The organism is Dokdonella sp., from assembly GCF_017744955.1.
GTDB lineage: Bacteria > Pseudomonadota > Gammaproteobacteria > Xanthomonadales > Rhodanobacteraceae > Dokdonella_A.
In genome coordinates this window covers 231,053-257,463 of the sequence record NZ_JAGIAG010000001.1, presented here as the reverse complement: position 1 = coordinate 257,463, position 26,411 = coordinate 231,053, and the positions used below count along the sequence as shown (strand labels likewise).

Below are 26,411 nucleotides of genomic sequence, written 5' to 3'. Positions count from 1 at the left end.
CGACGAGCCGATTTCGCCGGCGGACGGGAGGGTGCGCGCGATGATCGACGCCAGCGCCACCGCCTCGCTGCTGCACCTGCAGGGGCAGATCCTCGAAGAAGTCGCGCGCGGCGAGCCGATGGCGACGATCGCCGACCACATCTGCGCCAGCGCGGAACGCCTGGCCGAGGGCGTGATCTGCTCGATCCTCACCGTCGACGCGCAAGGGCGTCTGCATCCGCTGTCGGGGCCGAGCCTGCCCGATGCGTACTCGCAGGCGCTCGACGGCATGCCGATGGGTCCGGAAGCAGGCTCCTGCGGCACCGCCGCGTACCGCGGCGAGCCGGTCGAGGTGGTCGACATCGAGAACGATCCGCTGTGGACCTCGTACCGGGCATTGGCGCTGCCGATCGGCCTGCGCGCCTGCTGGTCGAGCCCGATCAAGACGCACGAGGGCGTCGTCGTCGGCACGTTCGCGTTCTACTACCGCGAACCGCGCGGTCCGAGCGAGCTGGAGCGCGAGATCGTCGAGCGTTGCGTGCACCTGTGCGCGATCGCCATCGCGCACGAGGAGACGCAGGCGCGCATCAACCAGCTCGCCTACTACGACACGCTGACCGGCCTGCCCAACCGCAGCGAGTTCCTGCGCCTCGCGCAGCAGGCGCTGGCCGCGCTGCCGTCCGGCTGCGTGCTGAACATCCACTACGTCGACCTCGACGACTTCAAGAGCGTCAACGACCTGCACGGCCATCGCATCGGCGACCTGCTGCTCGAACAGGTCGCACGGCGCCTCGCCGCCTGCGTCGGCGCGAACGCGTTCGCCGCGCGACTCAGCGGCGACGAGTTCGCCGTCGTGCAGACCTGCGAGGAAGGCGGCCGCGACGGCAGCACGCTGGCGCGCCAGATCGTCGCCACGCTGGCCGAATCGTTCGAGGTCGAGGACGCGCGCGTCAATATCGGCGCCAGCGTCGGCATCGCGCAGACGCGCTCGGGCGCGATGCCGCTGACCGAGCTGTTCAAGCGCGCCGATCTCGCCCTGTACGCGGCGAAGAACGACGGCGGCCACACGCACCGCTTCTTCGCGCCGGAGATGGAAGCCGCGGTGCAGCTGCGCCTGAGCCTGAAGCAGGAGCTGCGCGGCGCGCTGGATCGCGGCGAGTTCAGCCTCGTCTACCAGCCGATCGTGGCGCTGGAGACCAACGCGCTGATCGGCGTCGAGGCCTTGCTGCGCTGGCGCCATCCGAGCCACGGCGACGTGTCGCCCGGCGTGTTCGTGCCGATCGTCGAGGAGATGGGCCTGATCGGCCCGCTCGGCGCCTGGGTGCTGCGCGAGGCCTGCCTCGCCGCGTCGCGCTGGCCGCGGCCGATCAAGATCGGCGTGAACCTGTCGCCGCTGCAGATGCGCAAGCCGGGGCTGGTGCACGAGATCGTCACCGCGCTGCGCGAGGCCGGGCTGGCGCCCGAGCGGCTCGATCTGGAAGTCACCGAGAGCGCCCTGCTCGCGCGCGACGTCGCCACGCGCACGGCGCTGCACGAACTGCACGACTACGGCGTGCGTCTGTCGCTAGACGATTTCGGCACCGGCTATTCGTCGCTGCAGCTGCTGCGCCTGTTCCCGTTCGACCGCATCAAGATCGACATGTCCTTCGTGCGCGACATCGGCATGGACGCCGACTCGATGGCGATCGTCGACGCGGTGATCGGCCTCGCCGGCGAGCTCGGCCTGCGCGTCGCCGCCGAGGGCGTGGAAACCGAAAGCCAGTTCGACTGGCTGCTCCGGCACCGCTGCACCGAAGGCCAGGGCTACTGGTTCAGCGAGCCGTTGGACGGCGAGGAGTTGCAGGCGCTGCTGGAACGCATGCGCTCCGACGAGGAGGCGATCCTGCCGCGGCCGCTGCAGGCGCCGTCGTCGTTCGAGCTGGCCGCGCGCTGAACGCCGCGCGTTCCCCGCGACCCGCGGGACTGGACGCCCGCGCGCCGCCTGGCAACGATGCGTGCTCCCGATCCGGAGGCTCTGCATGCGCCTGCTCACCGTCGTGCTCGCGTCGTTCGCTCCCCTCGTCGGCGCCGCGCCGGCACCAGCGGCGAAGCCCGCGCCGGACACCGCGCTGGACGTCTACGCCGAGCCCGCGCAGCGGATCGACATCGGCGCCGGCCGGCACGTGAACCTGCGCTGCAGCGGCAGCGGCGCGCCGACGGTGATCCTCGACGCCGGCCAGGGCATGACCTCGATGTCCTGGCGCAAGCTGCAGCCGCTGGTCGCGAAGACGAACCGCGTCTGCGCCTACGACCGCGCCGGCCTCGGTTTCAGCGATCCAGGCCCGCTGCCGCGTACCGCGCAGGCCGCCGCCGCCGATCTCTCCGCGCTGGTGCACGCGGCCGAGCTGGCGCCGCCGCTGGTGCTGGTCGGGCATTCGATGGCGAGCTACGTCGCGCGGCTGTACGCAGCCGAACATCCGGGCGAAGTGGCCGGCCTGGTGCTGGTCGATCCGGTTTCCGAGACGCTGGCCGAAGACGCCCCCGGCTACGCCGCGCGCGAGGCCGAGGCCAGCGCGAAGAACACCGACTACGGAAAGCAGTGCGCGGAGGCCGCCCGCAAGGGCGATCTCGACAAGCCGACCCCGGCCGCGCAGGCCTGCGTGCCGCCGCCGATCCCCGGCCTCAGCGACAAGCTCAGCGATTCGATCCTGCAGCGCTTCCGCACCACGACCTACTGGGACACGGCCCTGTCCGAACGCGCCGCCGACGCCGCCAACATCGCTGCGGTGAAAGCGGCGCAGACGCGGTCGCTGGCGAAGCTGCCGCTGATCGTGCTCAGTGCCGAAAATCGCGAATGGATCGAGCCGCATGACCGCAAGATCGCCGAGGCGGCCTACGCCAAGGCGCACCGCCGCATCGCCGCGCTGTCGACGCGTGGCCGCGTCGAAGCGGTGGCGAAGTCCGGCCACAACATCCAGGAAGACCGGCCGGAGGCAGTGGCGAAGGCGATCGCCGAGGTCATGCGCGAAGTATCGGCGACGAAGGCGAACTAGCCGTCCGCGCGCACGAAACGTACCTGCCCGATCCAGCCGCGCCGGCGGCGCGCCAGGCGCGCCTCGGTTTCCTCGCCGTCGAAGCTGACCTCGGCGTGGCGCAGCCGCGACGGTGCGACGTTCTCGAAGGTGTGGACATTGACCACTGCGTAGAGGCGGCCGTCGATGTCGCTAGTTACAAGAGGCACCGCGCCGCAGCGTGCGCAGACGTGGAACTCGGCGGTGCCGGTCTCGAAGCGGTAGCGCGAGTGCGCGGACGCCTCGCGCACGCGCACGTCGAGCGCGGAGGATGCGTCGGCGGTCCACACCGCCGCGTGCTTGCGGCAGAACGAACAATCGCAGGCGCGCGCCGGAATCGCGTCGGCATCGCCGCGCCAGTCGAGGACGAAGGAGAGGTTGCCGCAGTGGCATTGGCCGTCGATGCGCACGCAGTCTCCATTCGAGTCGGTGCAGTAGCGCGCACGCTACCACTTCACCGCCGGCACGGGTTCGCGCGGACCCGCCGGAACCGGCTTGCCGGGCACGCGCATGTGGCGATGCGGCCGATGCCTAGTCGGGCGAACGCGGTCGCCGCTCGGGCCGGGATCGGTTCGCCGCGATGGCCACCTGCTGCTTCTTCGTCAGGCCGCTCAGCGCCTTGTCGTAGGACCAGGCGACCAGCTCGATCAGATAGTCCTGCGGCACCGTACGGACGTCGACGATCGTCACCCAGCGAAAGCGCGCCATGTAGCGGGCCGGCTTGATGCCCGGCACGTCGGTGAGTTCGAGGAAGCGTTCCGGCGTGACGCGAATGCTGAAGCGCCAGCGCTCGGGTTCGCTGGTCTTGAAGTAGGCGAACGACTTGCCGCCGACCGAATAGACCAGGACATTGCTCGGCGGGCCGGACAATTTCGATTCCGCGCCGGGATGGCGCAGGCAGTGTTTCTTGAGTTCGGCGACGTTCACGGCGAGCGGGGCGACGGATCGAGCGAGCGGAGAGGTCGCCGGTCGACGGCGGCAGCTTAGCACGCACGTCGTACGGCAAAGACGCCGAATTTCGTCTGCGCACCGATGTCTTGCGTATCGAAACGATGACCGCGCGCGGAGGAACTGCGCACGCCGACGTGCACACCGCGCAGCGCTTTCCGTCGGCGCCACGCGATAGCATTGCCGACACCGATGACGACCATCCATCGCCCCTTGGGCGACATCCGCGAAACCGCGCACCGCGACGGCGACGACCTGCTCAGCGCCGGCCTCGGTTCGAGCGGCCTGCGCGCGAAGCCGCCGGCATTCGCCGACGCGGCCGCGCCGACGCCGCACGAACTGCGCCGCCGTGCGATTCATGCGAACTGGAACGGCATCGCCGATCTCGGTCCGCTCGGCGGCTACGGCACGCTCTACGGCGGCGTGCCGAACGTGCCCGGACGCGAGTACCAGGCGTTCGCGTGGATTCCCGGCGCGCATTCGCCGCATCGCGTGCTGGCGCAGATCCCCGACGCATTCGATGCGCGCGCGCGTTGCCTGCTGATCGCGCCGGCATCCGGCTCGCGCGGCGTCTACGGCGCGATCGCGCTGGCCGGTGCCTGGGGCTTGCCGCGTGGCTGCGCGGTGGTCTACACCGACAAGGGCGCCGGCACCGGCTACTTCGATGCCGATTCGCAGACCGGCGTGCGTCTCGACGGCGCGCGCGCGCGCCGCGGCGACGCACCGCTGGAATTCGAATCCGCGACCGGACACGGCGTCGCGATCAAGCACGCGCACTCCGGCGATCATCCCGAAGCCGACTGGGGCCGGCACGTGCTGCAGGCCGCGCAGTTCGGCCTGGCGATGCTCGACCGCGCATTTCCGGCCGCCGCGCCGTTCACGCCGTCGAACACGCGCGTGATCGCGGTCGGCCTGTCCAACGGCGGCGGCGCGGTGCTGCAGGCCGCCGGACTCGATCAGGTCGGACTGCTGTCCGGCGTGGTCGCGCTGGAGCCGAACGTGCACGTCGACGGCCACGGCCGCGCCGCGTTCGACTACGTGACGGAAGCGGCGCTGTACCTGCCCTGCGCCCTGCTCGACGTGCGTTTCGACGCGGCGCCGTTCGCGCGCGTGCCGACGCTGCTGCCGGCCTGGCGCGCGCGCGGCGCGCGCCTGCGCGAAGCCGGGCTCGTCGCCGGCGGCGACGTCGCCGCGCAATCGGCCAGCGCGCTGGAGCGCCTGTTCGCCGCAGGCTGGGACGAGCCGACCCTCGCCACCGCCGCCAGCAGCACCGCCTTCGACCTGTGGCGCGCGGTCGGCGCGACCTACACCTCGGCCTACCTGCGCGCGCCGGCGGATGCGATGCCGTGCGGATTCCGTTTCGCCGCCGTCGACGCGCGCGGCACCGCGGTCGCGGCCGATGCGGCGACGCGCGCGGCCTGGTGGTCGGACGCGGCCGGCATTCCGCCCGGCAACGGCGTCGCCCTGCTCGGCGGCAGCGACGCCTCGGACGATCCGACCTGGATCGGCCTCGACGGCCTGCGTGCGCTGTGGCGCGGCGACAGCGCGGAGGCGCTGCGCCTGCGCGCGTCGGTCGCCGCGACGGCGGCGGCGGTGCCGCGCGCGGATCTGCCGATCCTGATCGCGCAGGGCGAGGGCGACGGTCTGCTGCCGATCATGTTCTCGAGTGCGCCGTACGTGCAGGCGCTCGCCGCGGCCGGCCGCGCGCCGACCTACTGGCGCGTGCCGCATGCGCAGCACTTCGACGCTTTCCTCGCCCTGCCCGGTTTCGGCGAGCGCCACGTGCCGCTGCTGCCGTACGGCTATGCCGCGCTCGACGCGCTGTGGGCGCATCTGGCGAATGGCACCGCGCTGCCGCCGTCGCGCCGATTCGACACCCGGCCGCGCGGCGCCGGTGCGCTCGAGCGTGCGATGCTGGGAATGTGAGCGAGGAGTTCGCGCGGCGTCGCCGCGAATTCCGCGACGGCGAATCACCAAGGAGCAAGCGAGACCGAAGCGCATGAGTGCGAACGCCGATCCCGGGATCAATCCGAGCGTGCGCTCCGCGCGCCCCGCCGACGCCGCGCAGGCCGTGCCGCTGCTGGTCGAGGCGATCAACCATCTGGCGCTGAAGCTCAGCGGCGCCGACGACCACGCCGGCGCGGTGCCGTTCTTCGCGCGCTGCTTCGCGGCGCGCGGCAACCGCTACAGCCACGAACACGTGCTCGTGCTCGAAACGGACGGCGAGATCGCCGCGGCGATCCTCGCCTACCCGGGCCACGACGAAGCCGCGCTCGCCGCCCCCGTGCTCACCGCCTGCCGCGCTCGCGATCCCGCGGCGGACTGGCGTCACGAGCCCGAAAGCGCGGCGGACGAGTTCTACCTCGACGCGCTGGCGGTCGCGCCGCGGCACCGCGGCGCGGGTCACGCCGAGCGGCTGATCGAGGCGGCCTGCACACGAGCGGCGCAGGCCGGCTACGACCGCGTCGGCCTGCTGGTCGATCTCGACAAGCCGGGCGTGAAGCGCCTCTACGCCAGACTCGGTTTCGTCGTCGACGGCGAGCGCCGCCTGGCCGGGCATCGCTACGAACACATGAGTCGCGCGCCGGTACCACGCGACGAGGCGCGACCGTCCGGATGACACGGAGCGCCCGCGCTTCGATTCCGCGCGCTCGACCCCAGGCGATCGCGTCGCGCGTTGCAGCGGTACCGTCGCCCAGGAGTCCGCCCCGATGCCGCCGATCCTCGTTCCCTTCGTGGCCGCACTGTCCTTCGCCGCCGCCGCGGCACCGCCCGCGCCGCGGCCGCCGTTCGTCGACGGTCTGATCGAGGGCTTCAACGCTCTGCCCGTGGGTCGTCCGCCGGCCAGCATCGTGCGCTATCGCTATCGCGGCCAGCTCGTCTATTTCGTGCCGGCGCGCTGCTGCGACGTGCCGAGCGCGTTGTACGACGCCGAGGGGCGGCGTCTATGCACGCCGGACGGCGGCTTCGCCGGCGGTGACGATCGTTGCCTCGACTTCTTCGAGCAACGCCGCGAGGAAACCCTGATCTGGCACGACGCCCGCGATCCGCGCCCGTCGCGCTAGCCGGATCGCCGCCGCGCGTGTGCCGTCGGGTTCGGCCGCCGGGCATACTGCGTGAGATGAACGCCGCGCACTCCGCTTTCCCGCCATTGCCGCCGAACGTCGCCGCGCTCGCGCAGCGCGCGCAGCGCGCGATCGAGCGCGCTGCGTGGAACGAGGCGGTGGCGCCGCTCAACGAGGCTCTGCAGGCGCAGCCGGGACATCCGGCGCTGCTGCAGCTGAGCGCCGTGCTCGAACGCGGGCGCGGCAACGTCGCCAACGCGGTCGCCTTGTTCGGCCACCTGCATCGACAATTTCCGCACGACGCCGCGCTGGCGAACCATCTCGGCGCGGCATTGGCCGAGGCCGGCCAGTCGGAGGCGGCGATCGCCGCGTTCCGCCACGCGCTCGACCTCGACTCGAACTCGATCGGCGCCGCCTACAACCTCGGCCGCGCGCTCGACCTGCGCGGCGAGGCTGCCGCGGCGCTGGCGGCGTTCGACCAGGCGCTGCGCGTCGACCCGCGGCATCGGCCGTCGCGCATCCTGCGCGCGGAATGCCTGAAGCAGCTCGGCCGGCTGCGCGAAGCCGAGGATGCATTGCGCGCGGTGCTGCGCGAAGCGCCGGACACGGTCGCGGCCTGGGTCGGGCTGGCCAATCTGCGCGCGCTCGCGCCGGGCGATCTCGACGCCGTGGCGCGCCTGTACGCCGATCCTCATCTGCACGAGGCGCAGCGCATCGATCTCGGCTTCGTCTACGGCACGATGCTCGAAGACGCGGGACGCTACGCCGAGGCGTTCGCGACCTTGCAGGCCGCGAATGCCGCCAAGCGCCGGCGCGTGCGCTGGAACGCCGCGGCAGTCAGCGCCCTGATCGACGACATCCTCGCCGCGTTCGCGCCTTCGCACGAAACGGAGGAGGAACACGACGAGGCCGATCGGGGCGCCGGCGCGATCTTCCTGGTCGGCATGCCGCGTTCCGGCTCGACGCTGGCCGAGCAGATCCTCGCCGCGCATCCGGAGGTCGCCAGCGGGGGCGAGCGCGAGGACGTCGCGCGCATCCTGCAGGAAGAATCCCGACGCCGCGGCCGCCGCTTTCCGACCTGGGTCGGCGAAGCGAACGCGGCCGACTGGCGGCGTCTCGGCGAGGAATACCTGCGGCGCTGCGCGACCTGGCACGGCGGTCGCGCGCACTTCACCGACAAGACCCTGACCAACTGGCAGACGCTCGGCGCGATCCGCCGCATGCTGCCCGGCGCGCGCATCGTGCATTGCGTGCGCGATCCGCTGGAGACGGCATGGAGCTGCTACAAGCACCACTTCGGCGAAGCGCAATTCTTCGCCTACGACTTCGCCGATCTCGGCGCATTCTCCCGCGACTGCGCGCGCGCGATGCGCACCTGGGACGCGCGTCATCCGGGCTGGATCCACACGCATGCGCACGAGGCGCTGCTGGCGCAGCCGGAGGCGCGCACGAGCGCGCTGCTCGACGCCTGCGGCCTCGACTTCGATGCGGCCTGCCTGAATTTCCACGAGGTACGCCGCGAAGTGCACACGGCCAGCGCGGCGCAGGTGCGCCGGCCCTTGCAGCGCGGCGTGGCGCTGGCCGAACGCTACGGCACGCTGCTCGATCCGCTGCGGCGCGCGCTCGGGGTGACGGCGTAGTCGCGCTGGATGCGTGCGCGAGTGCCGAAATCCGACGCGGCGCTCACGAAGGCCTGCGGCCCGTCCGTATGATCGAAGGTTTCCAGCGAGGATCCTGCCGATGCGCCCGATGGCCGCCTGTCTCTGCATTGCCGCTTCCGGCGCGAGTTTCTCTGCCGTCGCGGCGGTCGACGATCCGAACTGGAGCGAAACGGTCTTCTCGATCAACCGCGACGCGCCGGACGACAACTCGCCCAAGCAGCACACCGGCCTCGCCTGGGCGCCCGACGGCAGCGACCGGTTGTTCGTGCTCGAGAAGGGCGGCCGCGTGCGCCTGCTGTCGGGAGCGTTGACGACGGCGTCGCCGACCTGGTCCACGTTCGCGACGATGGACCCGATCTACACCAACAGCGAATGCGGCCTGATCGGCATGGCCTTCGATCCGGATTTCGCCAGCAACGGCTTCGTCTACTTCTTCGTGACCGTCGGCCCCGGCGAGCAGCAGATCATCCGCTACCGCGGTCGCGCCGACACCGGCAGCGGGCGCACCGTGATCCGCGATCGCCTGCCGACCGCCGGCGCCAACCACGACGGCGGCGGCATCGGCTTCGCCGCGGACGGCAAGCTGTACTGGTCGATCGGCGACCTCGGCAACGGCACCGGCGTGGACCACGATCTGACCTCGCTCGCGTCGAAGGTCGGCCGCGCCAATCGCGACGGCACGGCGCCGTCGGACAATCCGTTCTACGACGGCGTCGGCCCGAACAACGAGTACATCTTCGCGCGCGGCTTCCGCAATCCGTTCACGATGCAGATCCAGCCGTCGACCGGCCAGATCTGGCTCAACGTCGTCGGCACCGGCTACGAGCAGGTGTTCGTGGTCGAGCGTCGCGGCCACGGCGGCTACGACGACTACGAGAACAACCAGCCCGCCGGCTACCTGATGCCGAAGATCGTCTATCGCACCAACGGCGTGGACACGCGCAATCTGATCGACGCCGTGCGCAGCGACGACGTGGTCACGTTCACGACGGCCGCACCGCACGGCTTCCGCGTCGGCAGCCATCTCACGATCGACGGCGTCGGCGATGCGTCGTTCGACCAGTCCGCTCTCTATGTCGCCTCGGTGCCCTCGCCGACCACGTTCACCGCGCCGCAGGCGGGCCCGGACGCGAGCAGCGGCGGCGGCCAGGCGACCACGCTGGACCAGGGCGGCTGCCTCACCGGCGGCGCGTTCTACGACGCGACGCTGGCCCCGGCGGAATACCGCGGCAACTTCTTCTACGGCGACTGCAATTCCGGGCGCATCATGCGCGCGCGCATCGACGAGGCGACCAATGCGGTGATCGGCGTCGACCACTGGGCCAGCGGCATTCCCGGTCAGGTCGACGTCGCCGCCGGCCCCGACGGTGCGCTGTACTACATCGGCAACTCGACCAACACGATCCATCGCGCGGCGTTCGCCGCCGACGCGCAGGGAATCGTCGTCGCCAACCGCCACCTGCGCATGGATGAGGGCGGCAAGGTGGCCACCTCGATCCGCCTGGCGCGGGCACCGGCCGCGGCGGTCGAGGTCACCGTCGCGCGCAGCGCCGGCGACGCCGACGTCGCCGTCCTCGGCGGGGCGACGCTGACCTTCACGCCGGCGGACTGGATGCAGCCGCAGACCGTGCGCTTCGCCGCCGCGCCCGACGCCGACACCGTCGACGACGCGGCGACGATCGAGGTTTCGGCCGACGGCCTCGCTACCGAGACGATCGCGGTCAGCGTGCTCGACATGCCGGTCGACACCGACCGGATCTTCCACGACGACTTCGACTGACGCGGCGCGGGGGATTCCCGGCGGCGTGCGTCAGGCGAGCGCCGCCGCGACGGTGGTGCGCAGTCCCGCCGGGCTCCAGCGCGAGCCCGGCAGCGTCCACATCGGCGGCAACTGCGTGAACGGCGGTCGTCGATGCACGGCCAGTGCGGCGCCGAGGCGGTCGTCGACGCCGAGTTTCTCGAACACGCCGCGCACGTGGCTCTTGACCGTGTCGAGACGGATGCCGAGCAGCTCGGCGATCGCCTCGTTCGACTTGCCGGCGGCGATCCAGCGCGCGACCTCGCGCTGGCGCGGCGACAGGTCGGGACACAGATGGATCAGCCGTTCCACCGGCGCCATCGACTGCACCGTGCGCTCCAGCGCCTGCCGGTACACGCGCGCGACGTGGCCGCGCAGTTCCTGCATGCGGTCGCGTTCTGTGTCGGAGAACGCCGGCCGGCCGACCACGCGGTGCGCCGAGATCGACACCGCGTAGCCTTCCTGCACGATCATCGCGGTCATCTGCCGGTGCGCGTTCGCGGGCAGGAACACCTCGTGCGCGATCGGCAGGCGCATGAACTCCTCGTCGCTGAAGAAATCGGACTCGCGCAGCGCGCGTTCGCCGAAGAAGGCCGGGTCCTTGCCCCAGAACGGATGGCTGCCGGCGTGCTTCAGGTAGGCGGCGGTGGTCGTGGCGCGGCGCTGCGGGTCGGGATCGGGGTGCGAGTACTCGACGCGGAACTCGCCGCTGCCGTAGTGGAACTCGGAGAAGCCCGCGATCTCGCAATCGGCCGCGGCCTCGATGCAGGCGAACACCTCGCGCGGCAGCGTGTGCAGGTCCGGCTCGGCGGCGTACAGGTCGATGAGGCGGCGCTCGAACCGGCTGCGCACGGTGTCCGCGGAATCCGCCGGCTGCATCCGACTCACTCCAAAGTGGGATTGCCCCGACCGCTGGCGAGTTTACTCTTTTTCACATTCGGCACAGGGTGCCGCGTTCGACACATCGTGCCGTCTCATGGCCCGCATCGTCCGCTCGACGGGCCGCGCGGCTTCGATCGGCGCCGCGATGGTCGGGCACGCGAACGACCGAAACACGCGCATGATCGAGGACCACTCGTGAGCTCCATCCGCATCGCTGCGCGTCGCGTCGCGCGCCTGATCCTCGCCGCCGTCCTCTCCTTGTGCGCCTTGCCGCTGTCGGCGCAGGTGAACACCTGGAGCTGGCAGCCCGCGAGCGGCTATCCCGGCCGATGGAACGAGCTGGTGGTGTGGAGCCCGCCGGCCTGCTGTCCGAACACCTATCCCAACAGCGCCACCGCCGACGCGCGCATGCTGCCCTACTCGCCCGGCTTCGTCGGCGCGGCGGATCTCGCCGGCGGCACCTACACCGTCAACCGTCTGCGCTTCACCAACATCAACGCGGCGGGCGGCAACTTCACGCTCACCGGCAACGGCGGCACGCTGCAACTGCGCGGCACCACGCCCTACATCCAGACCGGAACGCAAGGCGGCGTTCTCGCGCGCATCGTCAGCACCACGCTCAACCTCGCCGACCACACGCGCTTCGACACGACGGTGGGCGACGAGGGACTCATGGTGGCGGCCGGCTCCAGCATCGCGATGGCGGCCGGCGCCACCACGGTCGACAAGACCGGGCCCGGCATCCTGGTTCTCGCCGGCGGCTCCAGCGCGGGCCAGTTCGCCGTGCAGGCCGGCACCTTCGTGGTCGAAGGCAGCCACAGCGGCGGCGTCAGCGTGGGCGGCGGCGCGACCCTCGCCGGCGCCGGCCACGTCGGCGGCGCGACCAGCGTCGCCGGCGGCGGCGTCTTGCACCCGGGCGCCTACGACATCGACTGGCACGGGTTGGGCACCGGCACGCTGGCGTTCGGCTCGACGCTGACGATGCAGTCCGGCAGCGTGTTCGAGATCACCGTCAACGGGACCGCCGTCAGCCAGGCCGCCGTGGCCGGCAACATGAGCCTCGGCGGCGCCCAGCTCACCGTCAACAGCGGCACGCCGCCTCCGGCCGGCACCGTTCTGCGCATCGTCGACAAGCAGAGCGCGGGCGCCGTGACCGGCACGTTCGCGGGCCTGGCCGAAGGCGCCGTGTTCAATTCCGGCGGCGCCGGATTCAAGATCAGCTACGTCGGCGGCACCGGCAACGACGTCGTCCTGACCGCGCTCGCCGCGCCGGCGATCACCAGCGTTTCGCCCGGTGCCGGCCCCGCCGGCGGCGGACAGTCGGTCACGATCACCGGCACGAACCTCGCCGGCGCGACGAGCGTGACGTTCGGCGGCACGGCCGCGACGGTCACGGGCAACACGGCGACGCAGATCGTCGCGACCACGCCCGCGCATGCGGTCGGCGCGGTGACCGTCGCGGTGACGACGCCCGGCGGCAGCGGCAGCAAGGCCAACGCCTACACCTACCTCGCCGCGCCGACGGTGGCGAGCGTGGCACCGACCCAAGGCCCGGCCGCGGGCGGCACCAGCATCGTCATCACCGGCGCGAACCTGAGCGGCGCGACGTCGGTGACGTTCGGCGGCACCGCGGCGACCGCGTTCACGGTCAACAGCGCCACGCAGATCACCGCGACGGCACCCGCGCATGCGGCCGGCGCAGTGGCGGTTGCCGTCGCGACGCCCGGCGGCAGCGGCAGCAAGGCCAACGCCTACACCTACCTCGCCGCGCCGACGGTGACGAGCGTGGTGCCGGCGCAAGGCCCGGCCGCGGGCGGCACGACGGTGACGATCACCGGCACGAACCTGGCCGGCGCGACATCGGTGACGTTCGGCGGCGCCGCGGCGACGATCACGGGCAACACCGCGACGCAGGTCGTCGCCACCGCGCCAGCGCATGCGGCCGGTGCGGTAACCGTCGCGGTGACGACGCCCGGCGGCAGCGGCAGCAAGGCCAATGCCTACACCTACGTCGCCATGCCGACGATCGCGAGCGCGGCGCCTGCGCAAGGTCCGGCCGCGGGCGGCACGGCGGTGACGATCACCGGCACGAATCTGGCCGGCGCGACGTCGGTGACGTTCGGCGGCGCCGCGGCGACGATCACGGGCAATACCGCGACCGGGATCACCGCAACGGCGCCGTCGCACGCGGCCGGCGCCGTCGCGGTCGCCGTGACGACGGCCGGCGGCACCGGCAGCGCGGCGAACGCCTACACCTATGTCGCCGTGCCGACCGTCACGAGCGTCGTGCCGAATCGCGGATCGGTCCTCGGCGGCACGAGCGTGACGATCGGCGGCTCGGACCTGGCCGGCGCGATCGCGGTGAGTTTCGGCGGGACGCCGGCGACGTCGTTCGTCGTGAACGACGCGACGCGGATCACGGCCGTAGCGCCGGCGCACGCGGCCGGGACGGTCGACGTCGTCGTGACGACACCCGGCGGCGCCAGCGCGCCGACGGTCGCCGACCGCTACACCTACGTCGATCCGCGCCGCTGCCACGTTCGCCGCGAGGCCAGCGGCGCGAACGACGGCAGCTCCTGGGCCGACGCCTACACCGACCTGCAACCGGCGCTGGCGGACGCGGGCTGTGCCGAGATCTGGGTCGCGCGCGGCATCTACCGGCCGGTCGTACCGGCCGACCCCGACCACGTGACCGCGGCCGAACGTGCAGCCACCTTCCGGGTGCCGCCGCGGACGGCGCTGTACGGCGGCTTCGCCGGCAGCGAGGACACACTCGACGCGCGCGATCCGGCGGCCCATCCCACCGTGCTGTCGGGCGATCTCGCCGGCGACGACAGCGGCGCCGTGGACGGCGTGGATCCGGACGTGCCGACGGACGCCTCCGTCGGCGACAACAGCCTCCACGTGCTCGCGATCGACGGCACCGACCTGGCGGTCGACGCCACCACCGTGCTCGACGGCTTCATCGTCACGGCGGGCCATGCGGACGGTGCGGCGGCGGACGGCAAGGGCGGTGGACTGGCCTGCGACGGCCGCGGCGCGGGCAAGGCGTGCAATCCCGCGCTGCGCAACCTGGTCTTCAGCGGCAACTTCGCGGCGCTGGGCGGAGGGGCGCTGCATGCCGACGGCGGCGCCGGAGGCGAGGCGAGCCCGACGATCGGGACCGCGCTGTTCCGCGGCAACCGCGCCGGCCAGGGCGGCGGCGCACTGTTCGAGAACGAGGCCGGTCGCAGCAGCCCCGCGCTGGAACGCATCACGTTCGCCGGCAACGTCGCGCTCGCCGGCGGCGGCGCGATGCACGTCCGCGTGGCCGGCGGCGGCACCGGAGCGCCACGGCTGACCAACGTCACGTTCAGCGGCAATCGCGCCGGCGACGGCGCCGGTTCCGGCCGCGGCGGCGCGATCCTGGTCGAGGCCGCCTCCGCCGGAGCGCTGCATCCGTCGCTGACGAACATCACCTTCAGCGACAACCACGCGGACCTGGACGGCGGCGCGGTCCAAGCCGTCGCCACCGACGCGGTCAACGCGCCGGCACTGCGCAACGTCATCCTGTGGGGCGACAGCGCCGGCGGCGCCGGTGCGGAGATCGCCAGCGACGGCGCGGCGCTGACGCTGGACCACGCCGTGGTCGAGGGCGGCTGTCCGACGGGCGTCGCCTGCGGCGGCGCGATCCTCGCCGCCGATCCGGTGCTCGGTCCGCTGGCGGACAACGGCGGCGACACACCGACGCACCTGCCGCGTGCCGGAAGCTCGGCCGTCGACGCCGGCGACGACGCGACCTGCGCGCCGGACGACCAGCGCGGCGTGACGCGGCCGCAGGGGCCGCACTGCGACCTCGGCGCGGTCGAGGCGGGGCTGCCTTCGCTCGCGCTCACGCTCGACGACGGCGGCCGCGAGTACGTGGGCTACGGCGAAGTCGTCGACTACGTCGTGCAGCTGGTCAACGACGGCGAAGGCACGGCGAGGAACCTCGCGGTGGATGCGACATTCGGCGGCGGCGCCGACGTCGGCAACGCGCAATGGCAATGCATCGCCGGCAGCATCGGCGCGAGCTGCATACCGGTCGGCAACGGTCCGATCCACGATGCCGTGACGATCCCGCCCGGCGTCAGCATGACCTGGCTGATCCACGTGCCGGTGGCACCGGACACGCTGGCCGGCGCGCTGGATTTCGAGTTCTCCGCCGAAGGCCTGAGCCCGGTCACCGGCCACGCGACGATCGTGCTGTTCCGCGACGGTTTCGACGGGGCCGGCCAATGAACTCCGAAGGCGCTTTCGTGAGATCGACCACACTCCTGCGTTTCTTCGCCGCGCTCGCGGCGCTCGTCGCCACGCCGGCGTTCGCCGACTACGTGATCGCACCGTCCGGCGGCGACATCTCCGGCGCACGCCTGTCGGCGCAGCTCGCCGACGGCGACGTCACGCTCACCGCGGCGTCGGGCGACGTCGTCGTCGCCGACACGGTGAACTGGAGCGCGCACACACTCACGCTCTCGGCACCATCGGGCAGCGTCAACGTGAACGCAGTGATGACGGCCTCGGGCTCGGCCGGCCTGTCGCTGGAAACCGATGCGTCGGAAGCCGACGGCGGCGTGGTCATGGCGCTGACGGCCGGCGGCTTCACCGGGCGCGTGGATTTCACGGGAACCGGGCAAAGCTACCGCGTCAACGGTACGGCCTACACGCTGATCCATACCCTTGCCGAACTGGAAGCCATCCGTCCGGCCAGCGGCGCCATCACCGGCACCTATGCGCTGGCGGCGGATGTGGACTGGAGCGGCGCCGCCAGCCAGACGCCGCTCGGTACCCTCGGCGGCAGCGGCCGGCTAGACGGCCTAGGCCATCAGCTGCTCCATCTCGCCATCCCCGGCAATACCGACGATACGGGACTGTTTTCCAGCGCTGACGGAGGCGCCGTGATCCGCAACCTCGGCGTGCGCGGCGGCAGCGTGTCGGGCGGCGGGTGGGTCGGTACGCTGGTCGGCAACAGCTCCGGCGTCATCGCCCACGTCTATTCCACGGCCGACGTCTCGGGCACTCTGTTCGTCGGCGGTCTGGTGGGCTTCCACCAAGGCAGCGGCAGCCTGATCGCCGATGCCTGGGCCGGCGGCAACGTGACCGGCACGGGCGCGGTCGGCGGCCTCGTGGGCACCACCTATCCCGGCAGTGCCATCGACAACGTCTGGGCCAGCGGCAACGTGACGGGCACCGCGTCCAGCATCGGCGGGCTGGTGGGAACCGCCGACCTCGGCAGTACCCTGCGCAACGCCTATGCCACCGGCAATGTTACGGGCAGCCTCGAGGTCGGCGGCCTCGTGGGCTACAACCACCAAGGCCTCGTCGAGCACGTCTTTGCCTCCGGCAGTGTTTCGGCCAGCAGCAACAGCTATGTCGGCGGTCTGGTGGGCCACAACGAAACCGGCGCCGGCGGCAGCGTCAGCGATGGCTGGTTCGCCAGCGACACATCCGGCGCTCACCCGGACAATGGCGTGGGCACGGCGATTTCTCTGGCGAACCTGATTTTGGCGTTGCCGGGCGGTTTCGACGCGACCGTATGGGCCAACCAGAACGGCAGGACCACGCCGTACCTCAAATCCCTGCCCGGCGCGGTGTACGTGAAGGCGGAAAGCGCCAGCGCAGCCGACGCGCAGGTCTACACGCCGGTGATCACGCTGGAGCAGTTGCAGGCGATCACCGACGACCTGGCGGGCCATTTCGCGTTGTTCAACGATATCGACGCCACGATCACCCGCACCTGGAACGGTGGCGCGGGCTTCGTGCCGATCGGCAACTGCAGCGGCGGCTTCGACGGTCGCTTCGACGGACTGGGGCACGTGGTCGGCGGCCTCTTCATCCACCGCGTCGACGCGATCTGCGTGGGCCTGTTCGGCGGCCTCGGCATCGGCGGCGTGGTGCGCAACGTGGGCGTGGACGACGGCGCCATTGCGGGTGGCATCGCGGTCGGCGGCCTGGTCGGCTACAACGATGCCGGCGAGATCAGCAACGCCTACGCCGCCGTCGCCGTGGCGGCGGGCGAGAGCGGCGGCGGCCTGGTCGGCTTCACCACGGGCAACGTCGGCAACGCCTACGCGACCGGCAGCGTAACGGTTAGCGGCGAAGACGCCGGCGGCCTGACCGGCGGCAATCGTGGCGTAATCCGGCACGTCTGGGCCAGCGGCCCGGTGACGGGCGGCGGCAGCAACGTCGGCGGCCTGGTGGGGCTGGCCATGAACGGCACGGTCACCGACAGCCATTGGGACCGTTTCAGCACCGGCCAAGGCGATGGCGTGGGCGTCGTCAGCGCCGGCGCTAACGTCAGCAACATCACCGCCGTCACCAGTGATCCGGCGCAAAGCGCCGCGGCCAACTACGCCTTCATGCAAGGCGCCTACGCCAGCCTCGATTTCGGCGGCACCTGGACGGCGTTCGACGGCACGCGCCCGTTCCTGCAAGGCGAATGGCAGACCACGCTGACCAATGCGCACCAGCTGCAGCTGATGAGCCTGAAGCTCGACGCGGCCTACGTGCTCGGCAGGCACGTCGACGCCGGCGAAACCGGCCGCAACGACGGCACGGCCGCCAACAGCAACGGCATGTGGGCGCAGACCGGCTTCATGCGCGTGGGCACCGACGGGTCGCGGTTCCTCGGCAGCCTGGACGGGCAGTACCACGTCATCAGCGGCCTCACGATCAACCGGCCGGCGATCGACTCCTGGGTCGGCCTGTTCGGCAAGACCGGCGGAGTTATCGTGAAGAATCTGGGGATGGCCCACGTCTCGATCACGGGCACGCAAGAGGTCGGCGGCCTGATCGGCCTGAGCCAGGGCGCGGTCGTCAGCAACGTCTACGTCACCGGCAGCGTATCGGGCACCGGCGCGGTCGGCGGCATCATCGGCGCGATGCAGGGCGGCAGCCTCAGCAACGCTTACGCCAGCGCCGACGTGTCCAGCACCGGCCCCTACGTCGGCGGCGTGCTGGGCGGCAACGCAGGCAATCTCCACGACGTCTACGCCACCGGCAGCGTGTCCGGCCCCAATGCCGCCGGCCTGGTCGGCTACAACGCCGATGCGTCGGGCGGACTGATCGGCAACGGCTTCTGGAACATCGATCTGGTCGGGCAAGGCGTCGGCACGGCCGACACCGCGGGCGGCCTGAGCGCCGGCACCGCCGGACTTTCCAGCTCACGCTGGCTCTCGCAGGGCCCGGTCGCGACGGGCCTGTGGAACCCGGCCAACGGCTGGGTCCCGGGATATCCGTATCCGGTGTTGAACGGTTTTCCCTACGTGCTCGTGCTCGCGCACGGCGCGCACGTGACGCAGGGCGTGCCGGCGGTGACCGTGGATTCGTATTCCGTCGTCGACCAGGACGGCAACGACGCCGGTGCCTGGGTCGACGGCGCGCCGACGTGGTTCGCCGATCCGGGCCTCGCGGCCGGTGCCGTCGCCCATGTCGGCGGCGCGGGCGTGACGCTGGCCGCAGCGTACCCGTTCCATCAGCTGACCTACCTCGGCGCGGGCGTGGTGCAGTCGTCGTCGACGGCGAACCTGACGCTCACCCTGACGCAAGGCAGTCCGGACTACGTCACCTACGGCCGGATCGTCGACTACGTCGTCACGCTGAGCAACAGCGGCAGCGCGACGGCGACGGGCCATGCCGTGCAGGCGAGTTTCGGCGGCGGCGCGGACGTCGGCGCGGCGACGTGGCAATGCATCGCCGGCAGCGTCGAGGCGGCCTGCGCCACGGCCGGCAACGGCCCGATCGACGATGCCGTGACGATTCCGCCGGGCGTGTCGATGACCTGGCTGATCCACGTACCGGTGGCGACGGCCACGCAGGCCGGCACGCTGGATTTCGAATTTTCCGCCGAGGGCCTGGACCCCGTCGTCGACCACGCGACGATCGTGCTGTTCCGCGACGGCTTCGACGGTGTACAGGACACGATCCTTGCGAGGTGAACCGATGACGTCTCTCCGCCTTCTTTCCTGCGTGCTGGCCGCGTGGCTGCCGGCGGCGACCGCCGGCCAGGCGCTCACCCTGACCCTCGCCGACGGCCATGACTTCGTGCGCTACGGTCAGACGCTCGACTACATCGTCACCCTGACCAACGACGGCGATGCGACCGCGGCCACGCCGCTGTCGATGGAGCTGTCGCCGGCGTTGGATCCGGCCGGCGCGAGCTGGGTGTGCTATCCCGGCGCCGACGGCGCGACGTGCACGGCGAGCGGCAGCGGCCCGTTGCACGACACGCCCGTGCTGCCGCCCGGCGCGCGCGTCAGCTGGGTGGTCAGCGTGCCGACCGTGGCCGAGACGCCGGAGACGACCGCCATGCTCGGCGTGATCGCCGTCGGGGCCGCGCCGCTGATCGACACCAATACACTGGTGGTGTTCAAGGACGGCTTCGATACGCCCTACGGCGACGGGACGCAGGACCTGCCGCCGGACGGTTCGTGAGGAAAGCGGTGCCCGCGTTCGCGGACAGGGCGCGTCGATGGAATGTCCCGCTTCCCATGGCTGGTCCGTCAGGCTTGGCCCGACGATTTTCGTTCGCGGGCCGTCCGAGGCCTTTGCTGTCCGGAACGCGGTCGAGTTCCCCGTCTTCCGGCTTCGGGCGACCTAGCCGCGGGCTCCGATCGCCGCGCTTCTCAATTTCTTCTCTTCCTTGCGCTTGCGCCGCCGTTCGCTGAGGCGCGCGAACAGCAGATAGATCGCCGGCGTCGACAGCAGGGTGAGGCTCTGCGAGACGATCAGGCCGCCGATCATCGCGATGCCGAGCGGGCGGCGCAGTTCCGAGCCGACGCCGAAGCCGATCGCCAGCGGCAGCGCGGCGCAGATCGCCACCATCGAGGTCATCATGATCGGGCGGAAGCGTACCAGCGAGGCTTCGCGGATCGCCTCGAACGGCGACAGGCCGCGTTCGCGTTCGGCGACCAGCGCGAAGTCGACCATCATGATCGCGTTCTTCTTGACGATGCCGATCAGGAGCACGATCGCGATCATCGAGATCACCGACAGCTCGGTGCCGGTGACGACCATCGCCAGCAGCGCGCCGACGCCGGCCGACGGCAGCGTCGACAGGATCGTGACCGGATGGATCAGGCTCTCGTAGAGCATGCCGAGCACGATGTAGACGGCGATGATCGCGCCGAAGATCAGGATCGAGTTGTCGCCCTGCTGCTTCTGGAAGTTGCGGAAGTCGCCGGCGAAATCCATGCGGATGTCGCCGGGCAGGCGCAGGCCGGCGATGGTGTCCTGGATCAGCTTCTGCGCCTGGCTCATGGTCGCGTCCGGCGCGAGATTGAAGCTGAGGCTGATGGTCGAGAACTGGTCCTCGTGTTCGATCTCGGTCGGCGCCACGGTGTCGACCATCTTCGTCACCGCGGTGATCGGCACCATGTTGCCGCCGCTCGCGCGCACGTAGATGCGCTCGAGCGAGGCCGGGTCGGTGGCCTGGTTCGGCAATGCGCTGACCACGACCTTGAACTGGTTGATGTCCGAGTAGATCGTCGACACCTGGCGCTGGCCGAACGCGTCGTACAGCGCGCTGTCGATCGCGCCGACGCTGACGCCGAGACGTGCGGCGGTGTCGCGGTCGATGCGCAGCAGCTGACGCGGGCCGGCCTCGTCGACGTCGCTGCCGACGTCGCGCAGCTGCGGCAGCTTCTTCAGCGCCTCGACCAGTTTTGGCGTCCATTCCTGCAGGCTGACGATGTCGTTGCCCTTCAGCTGCACCTGGTACTGGCCGCCGGTACCGCCGCCACCGCCCCCGCCGCCGCTCGGCAGGTCCTGCACGGGCCTGAGGCGCAGGCGCACGCCGGGCACCTCGCCGGCCATCTTGTTGAGGCGCGTCATGACCAGGAAGGTCGACTCGCCGCCGCGCTCGGCGAGCGGCTTCAGGCTGATGTAGAGCTGGCCCGAACCGCCGCCGCCGCCGCCCCAGCCGCCGCCGAGGCGCGAGCCGACGCTGGCCACCGCCGGATCCTTCATCACCAGCGCGGCGATCTTCTGCTGCTGCTCCATCATGCGCGACGGCGACACGTCCGAACCCGCGGTGGTGCGGCCGAACAGCATGCCGGTGTCCTGCTGCGGGAACAGGCCGCCCTGCACGAAGCGCATCAGGAAGATCGTGATCACGATCAGCAGCAGCGGTTGCAGCGCGGTCAGGCGCGGCCAGTGCAGCGCATGGTCGAGCGCGCGGCGGTAGAGGTCCTGCATGCCGGCGTGGAACGCGTCGAGCCGGCGGCCGAAGCGCGACGGCGTCGCCTCCGCGTGCGGCTTCAGGAATCGACCGCACAGCGCCGGCGTCAAGGTCAGCGAGACGATCGCCGAGAACACGATCGCCGCGATCAAGGTCACCGTGAATTCCTTGAAGAACATGCCGGTGATGCCGCCGGCGAACACCACCGGCACGAACACCGCGACCAGCGAGGCGGTGATCGAGACGATCGTGAAGCCGATCTCCTTCGCGCCGAGCAGGGTCGCCTCCAGGCGCGGCATGCCGGCGTCGACGTGGCGGATCACGTTCTCGATCACCACGATCGCGTCGTCGACGACGAAGCCGATCGCGATGACCAGCGCCATCAGCGACATGTTGTCCAGCGTGTAGCCGAGCAGATACATCACGATGAACGCGCCGGCGACCGACAGCGGCACCGCGGTCGCCGCGATCAGCGTCGGCGCGAGTCGGCGCAGGAACAGCGCCATGGTCAGGATCACCATGCCGAGGCTGATCAGCAAGGTCACCTGCACCTCGTCGACCGAGGCGCGGATGATCGGCGTGCGGTCGAAGAACGCGTCCAGCTCGACGCCGGCCGGCAGCCAGGTCTGCATCAGCGGGATGTCGGCCTTGACGCTGTCGACGGTGGCGATCACGTTGGCGTCGGCCTGCTTGCGCACGAACAGCAAGATCGCGCGGCGCGTGCCGAACCAGGCCGCCTGGTACTGGTCCTGCTGGCCGTCGTAGACGCGCGCGACGTCCTTCAGCCGCACCGGTACGCCGTTCTTCGCCGAGATCACCACGTCGGCGAACTCGGCGGCGGTGCGCAGCGCGTCGTTGGCGACCACCGCGGTGGTGGTCTTGCCGTCGGACAGGAATCCCTGCGGCGAGGTCACGTTGGCGGCGATCAGCGCGTTGCGCAGCTGGTCCGGCGAGAGGCCCATCGAGCTCAGCGCGCGTAAGTTCAGATCCACGCGCACCGCCGGCGTGGCGCCGCCGGCGACCTCGACGTCGCTGACGCCGGGCAACTGGCGGATGCGCTGCGCGAGCAGCGAGTCGGCGTAGTCGTACAGCTTCGACAGCGGCACCGTGTCCGAGGTCAGCGCGAGGATCAGCACCGGCTGGTTGTTCGGATTCATCTTGCGGTAGGTCGGCGCGTTGGTCAGGCCGGACGGCAGGTCCGGCGCGGCCGCGTTGATCGCCGCCTGCACGTCGCGCGCGTAGTCGTCGACGGTGCGCTTGCCGTCGAAGGACAGGAACACCGAGGCGCTGTTCTCGCTGCTCGAGGAGCTGATCGAGTCGATGCCGGGAATCTGCCCGAGGTGGCGCTCGAGCGGCGCGGCGACGGTCGAGGACATCACGTCGGCGCTGCCGCCGGGCTGGCTCGCGGTGACGAAGATCGCCGGGAACTCCAGGTTCGGCAGCGCCGCGACGCCGAGCAGGAAGTAGCAGATCATGCCGAGCACGAACAAGCCGATTGCCAGCAGCGAGGTGCCGATCGGGCGGCGGATGAACGGGCCGGAGATATTCATGTCGCGCTGCCGTGCGCCAGCGCGCGCCGCTCGCGCCGCGCCGCGATCCAGTCCGACAGCCGCTCGAAGTAGAGGTAGATGACCGGCGTCGTGTACAACGTGATCAGCTGCGACAGCAGCAGGCCGCCGACGATCGATACGCCGAGCGGCTTGCGCAGCTCCGAGCCGATGCCGCTGCCGAGCGCGAGCGGCAGCGCGCCGAGCAGCGCGGCGGCGGTGGTCATCATGATCGGGCGGAAACGCAGGATGCAGGCGCGGCGGATCGCATCGTGCGCGCGCATGCCGGCTCGCTGCGCCTCGATCGCGAAGTCGATCATCATGATCGCGTTCTTCTTGACGATGCCGATCAACAGCACGATGCCGACGATGCCGTCGACCGACAGGCTCATGCCGCACACGATCAGCGCGAGCAGCGCGCCGACGCCAGCCGGCGGCAGCGTCGAGATGATCGTGATCGGGTGGATGTAGCTCTCGTACAGCACGCCGAGCACGATGTAGATCACGATCACCGCGGCGAGCAGCAGCAGGACCTCGTCGGTCAGCGAGGCGGAGAACTCGGCCGCCTTGCCGATGAACTGGCCGCGCACCTGCGGCGGAAACTTCAGCTGCGCCTCGACTTCGCGGAACGCGCGCACCGCGTCGGACAGCGAGTGCCCGGCGGCGAGATTGAACGAGATCGTCACCGCCGGCAGCTGGTCCTGATGGCTGACCACCAGCGGCGCATTGCCCTGTTCGGCGCTGGCCAGCGCCGACAGCGGGATCGTGCCGCCGCCGCCGAGCGCGATGCCGACGTTGCCGGTGCTGCCGATGCCGGACGGCGTGGCCGAGTTGCTGGAGGTGGCCTGGCCGAGCGTGGTCGCGTTGCTGCCGGTCAGCGCGCCGTTGCCGTTGCCGCGCACGGTGAGCTGGTTCAGCAGCGCCGAGCTGGTGCGGAACTCCGGCGCGACCTCGAGCACGACGCGGTACTGGTTCAACTGCGTGAAGATGGTCGAGATCTGGCGCTGGCCGAACGCGTCGTAGAGCGTGTCGTCGATGGTCTGCATCGGCACGCCGAGGCGGCTCGCCTTCTCGCGGTCGACGGTGAGGTTCAGCGCGTTGCCCTGCGTGGCGAGGTTGTTGTCGACGTCGGCCAGCTCGGGGCGCTTCCTCAGCGCTTCGGTCATCTGCGTGGCGAAGCCGGCGAGCTCCTTGGAGTTCACCTCCGACAGCGCGTACTGGTACTCGGTCGGCGCGACGCGCGTGTCGAGCGTGACGTCCTGCACCGGCTTCAGGTACAGCGCCACGCCCGGAATCGGCGCGGCCGCGGCTTGCAGCGCCGGCAGCACCACGTCGAGCCCGCCGCGCTGGTTGCGCGGCTTCAGCACGATGCTGAGCTGGCCCTGGTTCAAGGTCGGGTTGACCGAGCCGGCGCCGATGAAGGCGGCGACGCCGGCGACGCCGGGCACGCCGCGCAGCGCGTCGGCGACCGCCTTGGTGCGCTGCTCCATCGCCGGGAAGGCGATGTTCTGGTCGGCCTGCACGACGCCGGTGACCATGCCGGTGTCCTGCTCCGGCAACAGTCCCTTCGGAATCGCGATGTACAGCGCGATGGTGACCACCACCGTCGCCGAGGCGACTAGCAGCATCAGCGGCTGCCGTGCGAGCACCCAGTCGAGCGTGCGGCCGTAGCCGTCGAGAATGCGCGTCCACAGGTCGCGCTGCGCCGGCCGCTCGCCTTCGACGTGGTCGCCCGCCGGCAGCGCGTCGGCCTTGAGCAGGTACGCGCACATCATCGGCGTCAGGGTCAGCGAGATCAGCATCGAGATCGCCACCGCGATCGTCAGCACCCAGGCGAACTCATGGAACAGGCGCCCGGTCACGCCGGGCATCAAGAGCAGCGGCAGGAACACCGCGATCAGCGAGACGGTCAGCGACAGCACGGTGAAGCCGATCTCGCGCGCGCCGATCTCGGCGGCCTCCCTCGGCTGCTTGCCCTGCTCGATGTAGCGCACGATGTTCTCGATCATCACGATCGCATCGTCGACGACGAAGCCGGTGGCGACGGTCAGCGCCATCAACGAGAGGTTGTCGAGCGACATGCCGGCGAAGGCCATCACGCCGAACGTGCCGAGCAGCGACAGCGGCACCGCCACCGACGGGATCACCGTCGCCCACAGTCGGCGCAGGAACACGAAGATCACCGCGATGACCAGGCAGATGGTCAGCACCAGGGTGAACTCGACGTCCTCGACCGAGGCGCGGATCGTGACGGTGCGGTCGGAGAACACTTCCAGATGCACGTCGGCCGGCAGCAGCGCCTGCAGGCTCGGCAGCTGTTTGCGGATCTCCTCCACCGTCTGCACGATGTTCGCCGAAGGCTGGCGGCGGATGTCGAGCAGCACCGCCGGCTTGGAGTTGGCCCAGGCGGCGAGCTGGTCGTTCTCGACGCCGTCGATGACCTGGGCGATGTCCGACAGCTTCACCGGCGCGTCGTTCTTGTAGCTGATGATCGTCGAGCGGTACTCGGCGGCGTCGGCGAGCTGGTCGTTGGTGCCGATCGAGAAACTCTGCACGGTGCCGTTGAGGCTGCCCTTCGGCGCGTTGACGTTTGCCTGGGTCAGCGCGCTGCGCACGTCTTCGAGGGTCAGGCCGAGGCCGGCGAGCTGGGCCGGATTCACCTGCACGCGCACCGCCGGCCGCACATTGCCGGCGATCGACACCAGGCCGACGCCGGAGAGCTGCGACAGGCGCTGCGCGAGGATGCTGTCGGCGTAGTCGTTGACCTCGCGCAGCGGGCGCGAGTCGGAGGTCAGCATCAGGGTCAGGATCGGCGCGTCGGCCGGATTGACCTTGTTGTAGATCGGCGGATACGGCAGGTTGTTCGGCAGCGTGCCGCGCGCGGCGTTGATCGCCGACTGCACGTCCTGGCCGGCGGCGTCGATGTCGCGTTCCTGGTCGAACTCGATCACGATCGTCGACAGTCCCGCCGAGCTGTCCGAGCTCATCGCCGCGATGCCGGAGATCTGGCCGAACTGGCGTTCCAGCGGCGTGGTCACCAGCGCGGCCATGGTCGAGGCGCTGGCGCCGGGATACTGCGTCGTGACCACCAGGCTCGGCGCGTCGATGTCCGGCAGCGCGGCGACCGGCAGCGCGCGATAGCCGATCGCGCCGAGCAGGAGCAGCGCGGCCATCAGCAACGAGGTCGCGATCGGGCGCTGGATGAAGATCGAGGAGAAGCTCACGGGAGTTCGGCCCTGGACGTCGAGCGGAGGAGGATTGCCGTCGGTTTCGGTTCTTCGCCGCA

General features: G+C 70.9%; 15 protein-coding genes. 10 read left to right on the top strand and 5 right to left on the bottom strand.

Annotated elements, in window-relative coordinates; translation table 11 throughout:
* Positions 1–40 precede the first annotated feature (40 nt).
* A complete protein-coding gene (locus J7520_RS01010; RefSeq protein WP_291182872.1) occupies positions 41–1,912 on the top strand; it encodes an EAL domain-containing protein in 1,872 nt (623 codons plus the stop codon).
* A gap of 85 nt (positions 1,913–1,997) precedes the next feature.
* Positions 1,998–3,011 carry an alpha/beta hydrolase gene (locus tag J7520_RS01005; RefSeq protein WP_291182870.1) on the top strand — a complete coding sequence of 338 codons (1,014 nt, stop codon included), beginning with the start codon at positions 1,998–2,000 and terminating at the stop codon, positions 3,009–3,011.
* Here J7520_RS01005 and J7520_RS01000 read toward each other — a convergent pair.
* Positions 3,008–3,439, bottom strand: coding sequence for a hypothetical protein (locus tag J7520_RS01000; RefSeq protein WP_291182868.1), 432 nt, complete (start codon positions 3,437–3,439; stop codon positions 3,008–3,010). The genes J7520_RS01005 and J7520_RS01000 overlap by 4 nt on opposite strands.
* A gap of 121 nt (positions 3,440–3,560) precedes the next feature.
* Positions 3,561–3,956, bottom strand: coding sequence for an MmcQ/YjbR family DNA-binding protein (locus J7520_RS00995; RefSeq protein WP_291182866.1), 396 nt, complete (start codon positions 3,954–3,956; stop codon positions 3,561–3,563).
* 213 nt (positions 3,957–4,169) lie between these two features.
* Between J7520_RS00995 and J7520_RS00990 the strand changes: the two genes are divergently transcribed.
* The 5 genes from J7520_RS00990 (at position 4,170) to J7520_RS00970 (ending at position 10,483) form a co-directional block, all read left to right on the top strand.
* On the top strand, positions 4,170–5,903 hold the full coding sequence (locus J7520_RS00990; protein ID WP_291182864.1) for a 3-hydroxybutyrate oligomer hydrolase family protein: 1,734 nt from the start codon (positions 4,170–4,172) through the stop codon (positions 5,901–5,903).
* Positions 5,904–5,976: 73 nt separating this feature from the next.
* The gene (locus J7520_RS00985) at positions 5,977–6,597 is read left to right on the top strand and encodes a GNAT family N-acetyltransferase (RefSeq protein ID WP_291182862.1); all 621 of its coding nucleotides are present in this window, start codon (positions 5,977–5,979) and stop codon (positions 6,595–6,597) included.
* Between the two features lie 91 nt (positions 6,598–6,688).
* Positions 6,689–7,042: a hypothetical protein gene (locus J7520_RS00980; protein WP_291182860.1), complete on the top strand. Its 354-nt coding sequence runs from the start codon at positions 6,689–6,691 to the stop codon at positions 7,040–7,042.
* Positions 7,043–7,098: 56 nt separating this feature from the next.
* Positions 7,099–8,682, top strand: a complete 1,584-nt coding sequence (locus tag J7520_RS00975) for a tetratricopeptide repeat-containing sulfotransferase family protein (protein WP_291182858.1) — start codon at positions 7,099–7,101, stop codon at positions 8,680–8,682.
* Positions 8,683–8,782: 100 nt separating this feature from the next.
* Complete coding sequence (locus tag J7520_RS00970; protein ID WP_291182856.1) at positions 8,783–10,483, top strand: PQQ-dependent sugar dehydrogenase; 1,701 nt, start codon at positions 8,783–8,785, stop codon at positions 10,481–10,483.
* 30 nt (positions 10,484–10,513) lie between these two features.
* On the opposite strand, the gene J7520_RS00965 is transcribed toward J7520_RS00970, so the two are convergent.
* Positions 10,514–11,380 (bottom strand): helix-turn-helix transcriptional regulator, encoded by an 867-nt coding sequence (locus J7520_RS00965; protein ID WP_291182854.1) that lies wholly within the window; start codon positions 11,378–11,380, stop codon positions 10,514–10,516.
* A 198-nt stretch (positions 11,381–11,578) separates the two neighbouring features.
* On the opposite strand from J7520_RS00965, the gene J7520_RS00960 reads away from it, so the two are divergent.
* The 3 genes from J7520_RS00960 to J7520_RS00950 are packed head-to-tail and all read left to right on the top strand — an operon-like array spanning position 11,579 to position 19,834.
* Positions 11,579–15,643: an IPT/TIG domain-containing protein gene (locus tag J7520_RS00960; protein ID WP_291182852.1), complete on the top strand. Its 4,065-nt coding sequence runs from the start codon at positions 11,579–11,581 to the stop codon at positions 15,641–15,643.
* 17 nt (positions 15,644–15,660) lie between these two features.
* Positions 15,661–19,338, top strand: coding sequence for a GLUG motif-containing protein (locus J7520_RS00955; protein WP_291182850.1), 3,678 nt, complete (start codon positions 15,661–15,663; stop codon positions 19,336–19,338).
* A 4-nt stretch (positions 19,339–19,342) separates the two neighbouring features.
* Positions 19,343–19,834 (top strand): hypothetical protein, encoded by a 492-nt coding sequence (locus J7520_RS00950; protein WP_291182848.1) that lies wholly within the window; start codon positions 19,343–19,345, stop codon positions 19,832–19,834.
* Between the two features lie 162 nt (positions 19,835–19,996).
* Here the strand turns inward: J7520_RS00950 and J7520_RS00945 are convergent, their stop codons facing one another.
* Both J7520_RS00945 and J7520_RS00940 read right to left on the bottom strand, forming a co-directional pair.
* The gene (locus J7520_RS00945; RefSeq protein ID WP_291182847.1) at positions 19,997–23,128 is read right to left on the bottom strand and encodes an efflux RND transporter permease subunit; all 3,132 of its coding nucleotides are present in this window, start codon (positions 23,126–23,128) and stop codon (positions 19,997–19,999) included.
* Complete coding sequence (locus tag J7520_RS00940; protein ID WP_291182845.1) at positions 23,125–26,349, bottom strand: efflux RND transporter permease subunit; 3,225 nt, start codon at positions 26,347–26,349, stop codon at positions 23,125–23,127. The genes J7520_RS00945 and J7520_RS00940 overlap by 4 nt, the downstream gene beginning before the upstream one ends.
* Positions 26,350–26,411 lie beyond the last annotated feature (62 nt).

Bases quoted from the DNA above. Each gene is read 5' to 3' on its own strand.
- J7520_RS01010 (WP_291182872.1), top strand. From the start codon at position 41: ATGATCGACGCCAGCGCCACCGCCTCGCTGCTGCACCTGCAGGGGCAG.
- J7520_RS01005 (WP_291182870.1), top strand. From the start codon at position 1,998: ATGCGCCTGCTCACCGTCGTGCTCGCGTCGTTCGCTCCCCTCGTCGGC.
- J7520_RS00990 (WP_291182864.1), top strand. From the start codon at position 4,170: ATGACGACCATCCATCGCCCCTTGGGCGACATCCGCGAAACCGCGCAC.
- J7520_RS00985 (WP_291182862.1), top strand. From the start codon at position 5,977: ATGAGTGCGAACGCCGATCCCGGGATCAATCCGAGCGTGCGCTCCGCG.
- J7520_RS00980 (WP_291182860.1), top strand. From the start codon at position 6,689: ATGCCGCCGATCCTCGTTCCCTTCGTGGCCGCACTGTCCTTCGCCGCC.
- J7520_RS00975 (WP_291182858.1), top strand. From the start codon at position 7,099: ATGAACGCCGCGCACTCCGCTTTCCCGCCATTGCCGCCGAACGTCGCC.
- J7520_RS00970 (WP_291182856.1), top strand. From the start codon at position 8,783: ATGCGCCCGATGGCCGCCTGTCTCTGCATTGCCGCTTCCGGCGCGAGT.
- J7520_RS00965 (WP_291182854.1), bottom strand. From the start codon at position 11,380: ATGCAGCCGGCGGATTCCGCGGACACCGTGCGCAGCCGGTTCGAGCGC.
- J7520_RS00950 (WP_291182848.1), top strand. From the start codon at position 19,343: ATGACGTCTCTCCGCCTTCTTTCCTGCGTGCTGGCCGCGTGGCTGCCG.
- J7520_RS00945 (WP_291182847.1), bottom strand. From the start codon at position 23,128: ATGAATATCTCCGGCCCGTTCATCCGCCGCCCGATCGGCACCTCGCTG.